Annotated in this window: 10 protein-coding genes; 2 read left to right on the top strand and 8 right to left on the bottom strand. The window is 50.2% G+C overall.

Going from position 1 to position 12265, the window contains the following annotated elements:
- Window positions 1-7: 7 nt before the first annotated feature.
- The gene (gene guaA, locus AC4MRN_RS15215; protein ID WP_491203740.1) at window positions 8-1585 is read right to left on the bottom strand and encodes a glutamine-hydrolyzing GMP synthase; all 1578 of its coding nucleotides are present in this window, start codon (window positions 1583-1585) and stop codon (window positions 8-10) included.
- 71 nt (window positions 1586-1656) lie between these two features.
- Window positions 1657-3126, bottom strand: coding sequence for an IMP dehydrogenase (guaB, locus tag AC4MRN_RS15210; RefSeq protein ID WP_491203739.1), 1470 nt, complete (start codon window positions 3124-3126; stop codon window positions 1657-1659).
- A gap of 103 nt (window positions 3127-3229) precedes the next feature.
- Between guaB and xseA the strand changes: the two genes are divergently transcribed.
- Together xseA and AC4MRN_RS15200 are read left to right on the top strand one after the other, a co-directional pair.
- Window positions 3230-4603 (top strand): exodeoxyribonuclease VII large subunit, encoded by a 1374-nt coding sequence (gene xseA / locus AC4MRN_RS15205; RefSeq protein ID WP_491203738.1) that lies wholly within the window; start codon window positions 3230-3232, stop codon window positions 4601-4603.
- A gap of 11 nt (window positions 4604-4614) precedes the next feature.
- Window positions 4615-5694 carry a hypothetical protein gene (locus AC4MRN_RS15200; RefSeq protein ID WP_491203737.1) on the top strand — a complete coding sequence of 360 codons (1080 nt, stop codon included), beginning with the start codon at window positions 4615-4617 and terminating at the stop codon, window positions 5692-5694.
- Between the two features lie 99 nt (window positions 5695-5793).
- Here the strand turns inward: AC4MRN_RS15200 and der are convergent, their stop codons facing one another.
- From der to AC4MRN_RS15170, 6 genes are all read right to left on the bottom strand, one after another.
- A complete protein-coding gene (gene der, locus AC4MRN_RS15195; protein ID WP_073323077.1) occupies window positions 5794-7239 on the bottom strand; it encodes a ribosome biogenesis GTPase Der in 1446 nt (481 codons plus the stop codon).
- A 97-nt stretch (window positions 7240-7336) separates the two neighbouring features.
- Window positions 7337-8557 (bottom strand): outer membrane protein assembly factor BamB, encoded by a 1221-nt coding sequence (gene bamB, locus AC4MRN_RS15190; RefSeq protein ID WP_255052764.1) that lies wholly within the window; start codon window positions 8555-8557, stop codon window positions 7337-7339.
- A gap of 57 nt (window positions 8558-8614) precedes the next feature.
- A complete protein-coding gene (locus AC4MRN_RS15185) occupies window positions 8615-9232 on the bottom strand; it encodes a YfgM family protein (RefSeq protein ID WP_073323079.1) in 618 nt (205 codons plus the stop codon).
- Window positions 9233-9263: 31 nt separating this feature from the next.
- Window positions 9264-10544: a histidine--tRNA ligase gene (gene hisS, locus AC4MRN_RS15180; protein WP_073323081.1), complete on the bottom strand. Its 1281-nt coding sequence runs from the start codon at window positions 10542-10544 to the stop codon at window positions 9264-9266.
- 102 nt (window positions 10545-10646) lie between these two features.
- On the bottom strand, window positions 10647-11765 hold the full coding sequence (gene ispG / locus AC4MRN_RS15175; RefSeq protein ID WP_073323083.1) for a flavodoxin-dependent (E)-4-hydroxy-3-methylbut-2-enyl-diphosphate synthase: 1119 nt from the start codon (window positions 11763-11765) through the stop codon (window positions 10647-10649).
- Window positions 11765-12265 (bottom strand): RodZ domain-containing protein (locus AC4MRN_RS15170; protein WP_491203736.1); only part of this gene is annotated, 501 nt, incomplete at its 5' end. The genes ispG and AC4MRN_RS15170, both read right to left, overlap by 1 nt.

Raw genomic sequence — 12265 nt, 5'->3', positions numbered from 1 at the left:
GCGCAGATTATTCCCACTCAATGGTAGCCGGTGGCTTACCGGAAATGTCATACACTACGCGGGAAATACCGTCGATTTCGTTGATAATGCGGTTCGACACATTACCCAGGAAGTCATAAGGCAAGTGTGCCCAGTGAGCGGTCATAAAGTCGATGGTTTCAACTGCGCGCAGTGATACAACCCAGTCGTACTTTCTGGCGTCGCCCATTACGCCCACTGATTTCACCGGCAGGAATACGGTAAAGGCCTGGCTGACTTTATTGTACAGATCGGCTTTGTACAGCTCTTCAATAAAGATCGCGTCTGCACAGCGTAGCAAGTCGCAGTACTCTTTCTTGATTTCGCCCAGTACGCGTACACCTAAGCCTGGACCAGGGAAGGGGTGGCGATACAGCATGTCGTAAGGCAAGCCCAGCTCCAGGCCAATCTTGCGCACTTCATCTTTAAATAACTCGCGCAGTGGCTCTACCAAACCCAGCTCCATGTCTTCCGGTAATCCACCTACGTTATGGTGAGATTTGATCACATGGGCTTTGCCGGTTTTCGAACCCGCAGATTCAATCACGTCCGGATAAATAGTGCCTTGCGCTAACCATTTTGCATTGACGCGCTTACTGGCTTCTTCGTCGAAGACATACACAAACCCGTTACCAATTACTTTGCGCTTGGCTTCCGGATCTTCCACACCAGCCAGTTTGGCCAGGAAACGGTCTTCTGCATCCACTTTGATGATGTTCAGACCAAAGTGGTCGCCGAACATATCCATGACCTGTGCGCCTTCGTTCAAACGCAGTAATCCGTTGTCTACAAAAACACATGTCAGGCGGTCGCCGATAGCACGGTGTAACAGCATGGCCGTTACCGAAGAATCAACACCACCAGACAGACCCAGAATCACTTCATCTTCACCGACCTGCTGTTTAATACGCTCAATCGCATCGTCGATGATCGCGCCTGGCGTCCACAGTTTTTCGCATTTACAAATATCCAGCACGAAGTGAGACAGCAGGCGCATCCCCTGGCGAGTATGCGTCACTTCCGGGTGGAACTGTACGCCGTAGAATTGCTTCTCTTCGTTTGCCATCGCGGCATGCGGACAAGACGGTGTAAGCGCAACGGTTTCGAATCCTTCAGGGATGGCAATCACCTTATCGCCGTGGCTCATCCACACATCCAGCAAGGCATTGCCGTTGTCGTTCAGGTGATCTTCGATTTGCGCCAGTAATGCGCTGGACTTCACCACTTCAACCTGAGCATAACCAAATTCGCGCTTGTCAGAACCCTGAACCTGACCACCAAGTTGCTGCGCCATAGTCTGCATACCGTAGCAGATACCCAGTACCGGCACGCCTGCTTCGTACACATATTCCGGGGCACGAGGAGAACCAGCTTCAGTCACCGACTCCGGGCCACCTGATAAGATGATGCCGGTTGGGTCAAACTCTTTAATTTGCTCTTCGCTGACATCCCATGCCCAGAGTTCACAGTAAACGCCAATTTCGCGCACGCGGCGGGCAATGAGCTGTGTGTACTGCGATCCAAAATCCAAAATAAGAATTCGATGCTTATGGATGTTTTGTGTCATGGTCTTCGCCTTCAAATAAAAATAAGCAGGCTGGTATAAAACCAGCCTGTGATAATCGCTTTGGGATGTGCTTAGCCTAAACGGTAGTTAGGCGCTTCTTTGGTAATGCTAACGTCGTGTACGTGAGACTCACCCATACCAGCTGCTGTTACCCGCACAAATTGTGGCTTGGTGTTTAGCTCAGCAATGGTCGCACAACCTGTCAGACCCATAGCCGAACGTAAGCCGCCCATTTGCTGGTGAATGATATTCGCAATAGGACCTTTATACGCCACACGACCTTCGATACCTTCTGGTACCAGCTTCTCAGCGTTGTCGCTTTCCTGGAAGTAACGGTCAGATGATCCATTGCGTTGGTTCATGGCACCCAGTGAACCCATACCGCGATACGATTTGTAGTAACGGCCCTGATAAAGTTCAACTTCACCCGGCGCTTCTTCCGTACCGGCCAGCATGCTGCCTACCATGACGCAGCTCGCACCGGCTACCAGCGCTTTTGCGATATCACCCGAGAAGCGAATACCGCCGTCAGCAATAACCGGGATACCCGTACCTTCCAGCGCCGCTACTGCGTCAGAAATCGCTGTAATTTGCGGTACGCCACAGCCGGTAACAATACGGGTTGTACAGATTGAGCCTGGGCCAATACCCACTTTAACCGCATCCACACCTGCTTCGGCCAGCGCTTTTGCGCCGTCGCCAGTCGCAACGTTACCCGCAATGATTTGTAATTCAGGGTATTTAGCACGTACGGTTTTAACGCGATCGATAACACCTTGCGAATGACCGTGAGAGGTATCGATTAACAACACATCCACACCGGCTTCAACCAGCAGCTCAATGCGCTCGTCGGTACCCGGGCCTACGCCCACTGCAGCACCAACACGTAAGCGACCTAATGAATCTTTACAGGCATTGGGTTTGCTTTCGGCTTTTTGGAAATCTTTTACCGTGATCAAACCTGACAGTTTAAACGCGTCGTCGACAACCAGGATTTTTTCAATGCGGTGTTCATGCATCAGCTCCAGGACTTCTTCAGAGCTGGCACCTTCTTTTACCGTAACCAAACGATCTTTTGGCGTCATGACTTTACCCACCGGTAAATCAAGGCGATTTTCAAAGCGCAGGTCGCGACCGGTTACAATACCGATCAGATTGTTTTCTTTGTCGGTTACCGGGAATCCGGAATAGCCCATGCGTTTACTTAGCGCAATGACGTCGCCAAGCTTGTCAGTTTCTGATACGGTTACCGGATCAGACACTACGCCACTTTCGTATTTCTTCACTTCGCGAACGTGCTTGGCTTGTTCTTCCGGCGTCATATTTTTATGAACGAAACCGATGCCGCCTTCCTGGGCAAGAGCGATCGCCAAACGCGCTTCAGAAACCGTATCCATAGCGGCTGAAACCATAGGGATATTAAGTGTGACCTCGCGGGTCAGTCGGGTTTGTAAACTTGCCGTGTGCGGTAGCACTGTGGAGTGCGCAGGAACCAATAGAACATCGTCAAAGGTTAGCGCTTCTTGAGCGATTCTGAGCATGCAATAACACCTGTGTAGTAAAGGCCTAATTGCGGCGCAATTGTAGTGTTTTTTCAGTTTCAGGTAAACTGTATTTGTATTAAAGCTGAGGTTTTTTCATTCGATGGTTAGCAACACCGCTCCTCAGGGGCAAAAAATTCACACGGTAACAACACTAAATCGCCTTGCACGCAACATTTTAACCAGTGAAATCGGTCTGGTGTGGCTCACTGCTGAAATTTCTAATTTCGTTCGTGCGGCCTCCGGGCACTGGTACTTCACCCTCAAAGATGACAAGGCACAGGTGCGGGCAGCGATGTTTCGCACTGCCAACCGGGTAGTTCGTCAACCTCCACGAGAAGGTGATCGCGTGTTGGTAAGAGCCAGTGTTGGCCTTTATGAACCTCGGGGTGACTATCAGTTGGTTGTAGAAACGTTACAACCCGAAGGCGAAGGTCAGTTGAAGCTGGCCTTTGAAAAATTAAAATTTTCTTTACAAGCTGAAGGGTTATTTGATCAAAGTCGTAAACAATCCTTGCCAAAAGTCATTAAACGCGTCGGGGTTATTACATCAGCGCAAGGTGCGGCGCTTCACGACGTATTAAGCGTATTAAAACGACGCAGTCCGGCAACCGAAGTTATTGTGTATCCGTCTATGGTACAAGGCGAACAAGCCAGCCGGCAGTTAATGCATCAACTTTGGGTTGCCAATCAACGCAATGAAGTCGACGTAATACTCCTCACCCGGGGTGGCGGTTCGATGGAAGACCTGTGGTGTTTTAACGATGAATCGCTGGCCCGGGAAATCGCCCGCTCTGGGATTCCGGTCGTCAGTGCCGTTGGGCATGAGGTCGATGTCACCATTGCCGATTTTGTGGCTGATTTGCGTGCGCCAACACCGTCTGCGGCAGCTGAGCTGGTGTCTATGGACCAGACGGAGTCTTTATCGCAGATCCGCAACCTGACGCGCAGGTTGTCTCAATCGACGCAGTCGCTGATTCAGCGCCAGACCCATCGGTTAATGACTCTGGAGCAGCGCTTAATTCGACGCCATCCTTCGGCTCAGTTGAATCAGCAAAGCCAAGGCATTGACCGCCTCGAGCAGCGCTTGCATCAGGCGATGACGCGAAGACTTACTCAGGCTCAACAAGCCGTGCAGTCGCAGTCACATCGCCTGCAACGACAGCATCCGGAAATACGGCTTGAAGCCTTGCGGAGCCGGTGTCATCATAGCCACCAACGATTACTCTCTCTTATGCAGCGCAAACTGGAATCCAATGGGCTACGACTCGCGTCGATGGCTCACTTATTACAGTCTGTGAGTCCATTAGCAACGTTATCGCGCGGTTATTCAATTACCCTGAAAAACGACAAAGCGGTAACCTCGGTGGCACACATTGCTGCACAAGATACGTTGGTGACCCGGGTGAAAGACGGGGAAATCACCAGTGTCGTGACACACTGCCAGCCTCTCGTGGACAGTGACAAGTCACCATAAGGAACGGATGTTTGTTTAAATTTAGTTGTCGATGGATAGCAACAGCCTCTGTGTTGTGTATCCTTGGCTGTGCACACCAGGTCACTCCACCGGTTCCTGCTCAGCCAATCTTGCCCGTGCCTGAAAACACACCGATAGCGCTGGATATCAACGTATTTTCATCTTATCTGAGTGAGCAAGGCATGGCTGCCTGCCAGACAGACTTGCCACAAAGCTATCAATGTAAAAACGACGGTATTCCCGCGGGTGATTTCCTGAATGCACTGTCTTCCCTCGCCTTGTTTGAGAACCTCAGTCCCTCGGTCAGCCGGCATGACTACGAATTACTCATTGGCAACCAGCTTACCCAACCCGAAGAGAGCAGTAATGCACACTCGCCGCGCAAGAGTGTCACTGAATTCTCAGTAGAGTGGCGAGGCGTTTCTATCGACACGTTTTCAGTTGAATACTGGCATCAGAACCAGGGCGCAATCTCTCCATCAGACGTCAGCCAGGTCATCTTAACGTGGTGGAAACACGTAGAAAATGCGAAGGTTTTCAGTACACCGTATCTCTATGCCGCCATGGGGGCTAGTGATTACAATGCCCAACTACACTTACCTGAGACCCTTGATGCGTTTTCCTTGTCTCAACGGTACCTTTACCCGGACCCATTTCGAGGCGTGATAGCCCGCTATACCCACCCTGAATTCGAAGAAGCAATACTGGATATAGCCGTGTACCCCATGCTTTCAGCGCTGACACAGCCCTCAGATGTTAGTGTAAAAGCGGAGCTTAAAAAGGCGGTTGATACGGCAAATGAAGTCGCTAAAGCCAGGGCTATGGCAGTTACCATGCAGCAGTTATTTACGCCGGTTGAGTCGGCGTTTTTACCTAACGCGGGTGTAATGGCAGAAATGTTTGCGGAAAGCGAGACCGGTGAATCCCTGTTTGCCAGTATTTATGTCTTTCAGATAGAAGATAAATTCGTTAAATTCAGTACAACATTTCCGGCGAGAATAAGCGATCCGCTCGTGCAAGCCGCTTTTCCTCATTTACAGGTACCGCCCGAATCGGCACTGATGAAAGAGATCCGCCGGGCGTTAAAATAGCCCCGATTTCATACTCATCCGCATAAAATATTGCCCCGCAAACAAAAAAGCGAAAGCCGCTACATGCTTTCGCTTTTCATTCCAAGACAGATTACCGGCTTATTTTTTCTGTTTATGATAAGCCATCAGGCGCTTACGTTTGCGTTGCTGCGCCAGAGTAAGCTGATTTTTCTTCCCTTCAAACGGGTTCGCACCCTCGCGGAATTCAATTTTGATCGGCGTGCCCATGACGTCCAGTGCTTTGCGGAAATAGTTCATCAGGTAACGCTTATACGAGCTGGGTAAATCGTCTACCTGGTTACCGTGAATAACAATAACCGGTGGATTGTACCCCCCCGCGTGCGCATACTTCATTTTTACCCGACGTCCACGAACCAATGGCGGTTGGTGATCGTCCTGAGCCATTTCCATAATTTGTGTCAGCATTGACGTATTGATGCGCTTGGTCGCGCTTCTGTATGCCTCATTGACCGATTCAAACAGGTTGCCTACGCCGGTACCATGCAGAGCCGAGATAAAGTGAAGACGGGCGAAATCAACAAAGCCAAGACGACGGTCTAGCTCACGCTTAATATCGTCTTTAACGTCGGTATCCAGGCCATCCCATTTGTTCACGGCAATTACCAGCGAGCGGCCTGAATTTAACACATAGCCCAACAGGCTCAAGTCCTGATCGGCAATGCCTTCGCGTGCATCAATCACCAACAGGACAACATTCGCTTCTTCAATCGCCTTTAGGGTTTTAACAATAGAAAACTTCTCAACCGCTTCAGACACTTTCTTGCGTTTCCTAACCCCTGCCGTATCGATTAATACGTACTCACGTTCGTCGCGGGTAAGAGGTATGTGAACACTGTCTCGGGTAGTACCTGGCATGTCGTAAACGACAACGCGATCTTCACCCAGGATTCGGTTGGTTAACGTAGATTTACCGACATTGGGTTTACCCACTATGGCCAGTTTAATCGGCAGGTTTTGCAGTTGCTCTAACTGCTCTTCAGGATCCAGTTCAGACTTTTCTTCGTCTTTGCGGACCGCCATTTCCGGAAACTCTTCATCCAGAGGTTCTAGCGCGTCCTGTATGAGCTTTGCTACGCCTCGTCCATGCGCAGCGGCGATCTGGTGAATGTCACCCAACCCCATGGAATAAAACTCGGCGCTCTCGCTATCGCCGTCGATGCCGTCAACCTTATTGGCGAGCACAAATACCTGCTTGTCTGTCTTGCGCAAGTGATCGGCAATCATCTGGTCTGCAGGCAATAAGCCAGCACGGGCATCAACCAGAAAGAACACCACATCGGCTTCTTCAATGGCCTGTAAAGACTGCGCGGCCATGCGGGCATCGATGCCTTCTTCGTCGCCGGTAATACCGCCGGTATCCACCACAATAAACTGGCGCTGCTCATAACTCGCCTGACCGTACTGACGGTCACGAGTCAGACCAGGAAAATCGGCAACCAACGCATCTCGGGTATGCGTTAATCGATTAAACAGGGTGGACTTACCCACATTGGGCCGGCCAACCAGCGCCACAACAGGCAACATAGTGATGTTCCTTACAGAGTTAAACAAACAGACGGCCGCGTCAAAGACGCGGCCGTGTAATTATATATAAATATTGCGCATTATTCAGCGCTGAGGATTATTTTGCGGATAACGCAGCAACGTCTCCGTCACGGGTAATGGTCACAATAAGATCATTGACCACAATCGGTGCTGTATAAATAGCTTCGTCTTCGTCATCACCGCCCAGGTCGTAACGGGCGACTAAACTGCCCTCTTCCTGATCAATCCAGTGCAACAGACCCCATTTATCACCCACTACGATATGCGTGTCGGTAACCACAGGCGCAGTCAGATTGCGTTGTTTCAGGCCACCCTGCGACCATAACTCTACGCCGTTGCGACGGTCTAATGCATAAACAATAGAACGGTTATCGACCACATAAATCTTATTACCGCTGACAGCGAGATCGCGGTAAGAACCGTATTCGCGTTTCCACAAAATACGACCGCTGCGCAATTCAAGTGCCGCCAGTGTACCGTCGTAGGATACGATGTAGACGTTGGTGCCAAACACCACAGGCGTTGAGTCAACGTCAATAATACGTTCAAGTTCAGTCGCACCCGATGGGGCCGTAATGGCTGTTTCCCAGGCTGGGATACCGCTGTTAAGAATATTTACCTGCAGCTTGCCTGTTGGGGTACCCACTAGCGCACCACCATTTGAGGCAGCCGGACCTGAGATCCCGCGTAAGCTCAGTGGTGGAACATCGGTTTCACTGCGCCACAGCTGTTCACCTGTTTTAACGTCCAGCCCAAACAAAATGCCGGCACCGGTGTTTAATACCAGAATACCTTCATCCATTGCTGGCGTTGCCAGGATTTCACCGGCGACAGTGGCTTCCCAGATGGTCTCACCCGTATCTACGTTTAACGCACGCACTAAACCGTCTTCAGAGGCAACAAATAACATGTTGTAACCCGCGGCAATTGCGCTTAGCTTGGCCGACGCGCCACTGCGCCATAAGCGCGCAATGTCGTCCCAGAAGGACTCGTCAGGGAAGATAGCAAAGTTTTTGTGCCACAGTGCTTTGCCGGTGTCTGGGGCCAGTGCCGCTACTTCGCCATGGCGTTCAGCCACGAATACTTTGTCGTTAGCAAACGCCGGACGTAAACGTGAGTAATAGCCGTTAACACCATCGCCCAGATTATAATCCCAGACCACCTTTGGCGTAATCTGGTTCTGAATCGCCGGAATGCGGCGAATTTTCAGTTCTTCTTCATCAGCAAACCAATCGGACACGGTTGAACACCCTGTCAGACCAATCATAATTGCGCCAACGACGACCCGCTTAAACATACGGCTACACAGTAATGCGCGGTTCTGTGAGATGTTTCGAGTTATTGCTGTCATTCACTATCCTGCTGTTACTGCAAGGTTGTCGAGTTTCATTTGCAGTAAACGGTTGTTGGTATTTTTTTCTAGAGCAGAAGAGTAGGCCATGCGAGCCTTGTCAAAGTTCCCTTGCGCTGCAAAAATATCGCCTTTTGTTTCTTCAACTTGCGCCACAAACGCCTCGTCTTTAGCAATATCCAGCGTCGCCAGGGCTTTGTCGTGTTGCTCTAAAGCCAGTTGTACGCGCGCTAAACGCACAGCAGCTACTTGCTTTAAGCTCTCATCGCTGCCATTGGTCGCAACTTTTGACAAATAACTTGCCGCCACTTCCAGCTCGCCTTTATCTGCAGCTTGTTTAGCCGCAATCAGGCTGGCCAGATCACTGTAGCCACTGACTTCACCTGACTCGATCAGCGCTGAGATGGGCCCTGCATTATCGTCAGCCACCAGGGTTTCTAACGCGTCCTGATAGCTAATAGAAGCCGCTTCTTTGGTTTCCATTTGTGATTCGCTGTAATATTGCCAGCCAAATAGACCCGCCAGGCCAAGCACTGCACCTAAAATGAGCGACGTGCCATGGTCTTTCCAAAACTGCTTGATCGCTTCTACTTGTTGATCTTCTGTAGCGAATTGTTCCATGTTTTACCTCTGTAAATTGATATTGCCTGGTTTACCCGGCAAGCATACCAGTCAAAACCTGTGGCAGTTCAGTGGCTGCCACCGTGATTTGTTCACCATTGTTGCGCAATGGTTTAACGGAGACCTGTCCGGCTGCCATTTCGTCACTGCCAATTAACAATGCAACGACAGCGCCGGCTTTATCTGCACGTTTCAGTTGTTTTTTGAAGTTACCACCGCCGCAATGCAACATAACACGCCATGCTGGTTTTTGATCACGCAGGGTTTCAGCAACCTGACTTGCATAAGCCAGTGTGTCATCACCCATCGCGGTAACATAAATTTCTGCTGCGGCGTCGTTGGCCTCTATTTTATCCAGTGTTTCCAGTAGCAAAACCAGACGTTCCAGACCTAAGGCAAAACCCACCGCAGGCGCAGCTTTGCCGCCCAGTTGTTCTACCAGACCGTCATAACGACCACCAGCACAAACCGTACCTTGCGCTCCCAGACTGTCGGTGACCCATTCAAATACGGTGCGATTGTAATAATCCAGGCCACGTACCAGCTTCGGGTTAACTTCGTATCGGATTCCGGCTGCGTCCAGAAGTTCACACAATTTTTTGAAATGAGCCTCTGATTCTTCGTCCAGGTGATCCAGTAAAGAAGGTGCGTTAGCAACCACTTCCTGAACCTGAGGGTTCTTACTGTCCAGCACGCGCAGAGGATTGGATTCCAAACGGCGCAGCGAGTCTTCGTCTAATTGCGACTTGTGCGCGCTTAAATAGTCAATCAGGGTTTGCTTATAAGCCTGACGAGCTTCATTAGAGCCCAAAGAATTGATTTGCAGTGATACCGCATCTTCAATGCCAAACAGTTTCCACAATCTGGCAGACAGCAAAATCACTTCAGCATCGATATCGGCACTTTCTAAACCATAGGTTTCCACACCAAACTGGTGGAACTGGCGATAACGGCCTTTTTGCGGACGTTCATGGCGGAACATCGGGCCCATATACCACAGGCGCTGTTGCTGATTGTAAATAAGACCGTGTTCATTACCGGCACGAACTGCACTGGCGGTACCTTCCGGACGCAGCGTCAGGCTATCGCCATTGCGGTCCTCAAAGGTATACATTTCTTTTTCAACGATATCCGTGACTTCACCAATCGACCGTTTAAACAAATCGGTACTTTCTACAATCGGTGTACGTATTTCCTGATAACCGTAGCTGGCCACCACCTGACGGATCGTTGCTTCCACTTGTTGCCATTTACCCGACTCTGTCGGCAGGCAATCATTCATTCCGCGGATAGCCTGAATTGTCTTCGCCACTTATTTCTCTCAAGCTTACATAAAAGCCCCGCATTATAGGGGCTTTAGCACTAAACAACAAACATTCTTGCCGATTATATCGGCACTGAAAAACGGCCTGCTTTAGTCTTTCTGTGTTACCGCAATGGCATTGCGTTCGTCCAACATTGCCGCTTTCGCACGTATACGTTTTTCCAGTTGGTCAACCAGGTCATCATTTGCCAAGCGTTCTTTCTGACGCTTGCCATCAAGGTAATAGCCGCTCATATTGCGCGCGCCGGTAAGGCCCAGATCTGACACTTCAGCTTCACCGGGACCGTTTACCACGCATCCGATAATGGAGACGTCCATAGGCGTTAATACATCTTCCAGACGCTGCTCCAGCGCGTTGACCGTACCAATAACGTCGAATTCCTGACGAGAGCAACTTGGACACGCAATAAAGTTGATGCCGCGAGACCGAATACGCAGTGATTTCAATATGTCGAAACCCACTTTGATTTCTTCTACCGGGTCGGCCGCCAGCGATACGCGCAGCGTATCACCAATACCTTCAGCCAGTAACATACCCAGGCCAACCGCACTTTTCACTGCGCCAGCCCGCTGTCCACCCGCTTCGGTTATGCCTAAATGCAGTGGTTGGTCGATCTCTTTGGCCAACAAACGGTAAGCACCAACGGCTAAGAACACGTCGGAGGCTTTTACCGATACCTTAAACTGGTCGAAGTTGAGCTTGTCGAGGATATCAACGTGACGCATGGCGGATTCCAGCAACGCTTCCGGCGTAGGTTCACCGTACTTTTCCTGTAGATCCCGCTCTAATGAGCCGCCATTGACGCCAATCCGAATAGGAATATTTTTGTCACGAGCACAGTCAACAACCGCTTTTACCCGTTCGATATTTCCGATATTACCGGGGTTAATGCGCAAACAGTCTACACCGTATTCAGCCACTTTCAGCGCAATGCGGTAATCAAAGTGAATATCAGCGATTAACGGGATATCTACCTGCTGGCGGATTTGCTTAAACGCTTCTGCCGCATCCATAGTGGGAATAGATACGCGGACAATCTCGCCTCCCACAGCCTTAATGCGATTAATTTGCGCGACGGTCGCCTCTACATCGGTAGTCGGTGTATTTGTCATCGACTGCACGGCAATGGGCGCGCCATCACCAATCGGCACCTTGCCAACATAAATACGAGTAGATTTTCTGCGCGTAATAGGGCTATCAGCAAACATTATTGTTCCTGCATAGGTAAGTAAAACTTCGCGGTACGTTTGGGATCAAACCCAGACATATCGACCGCATCACCATCATAATCAATTTGTACAACATGGGGCGCGCCCAGTGTAACCTCGAAGGGCGGCACACCCGATACCGACATCACATACCCTTCGGCTTTAATGCCAAAAGCCAGTGCTTCCCCGGTTGAGTCTGTGACATTGACCCAACACTCTCCTGCGAAAGTAAATGTCAGTACAACGTTGCCAGCTTCATCCTGACTTGTTTCCTGATTTGTTGCAGGTAGTGAAAGTCGGCTTTCCAGGTCTGAATCAGCAGTGTCGCTACTGTCCTGCTCTTCGAAGGGTGCAGTGTTGGTATCTGACACTTCAGGTGTCGTAAGGGCTTCATCCTGGTACGTATCGTCTGCCACCGCTTCATCATCGTTCAGCAAGGCGTCTGATTGTTCGGCACTGTTTTCTACATACGCCGAATCATCAACATCGGTGTCTACAGC

The organism is Marisediminitalea sp., from assembly GCF_984433645.1.
Note: the sequence above shows the minus strand (reverse complement) of the source record. Positions and strands in the feature narration are given on the sequence as shown.

Coding starts and splice junctions, on each gene's coding strand:
- der (WP_073323077.1), bottom strand. CDS start 7,239: ATGTTGCCTGTTGTGGCGCTGGTTGGCCGGCCCAATGTGGGTAAGTCC.
- ispG (WP_073323083.1), bottom strand. CDS start 11,765: ATGTTTGCTGATAGCCCTATTACGCGCAGAAAATCTACTCGTATTTAT.
- guaA (WP_491203740.1), bottom strand. CDS start 1,585: ATGACACAAAACATCCATAAGCATCGAATTCTTATTTTGGATTTTGGA.
- guaB (WP_491203739.1), bottom strand. CDS start 3,126: ATGCTCAGAATCGCTCAAGAAGCGCTAACCTTTGACGATGTTCTATTG.
- AC4MRN_RS15185 (WP_073323079.1), bottom strand. CDS start 9,232: ATGGAACAATTCGCTACAGAAGATCAACAAGTAGAAGCGATCAAGCAG.
- xseA (WP_491203738.1), top strand. CDS start 3,230: ATGGTTAGCAACACCGCTCCTCAGGGGCAAAAAATTCACACGGTAACA.
- bamB (WP_255052764.1), bottom strand. CDS start 8,557: ATGTTTAAGCGGGTCGTCGTTGGCGCAATTATGATTGGTCTGACAGGG.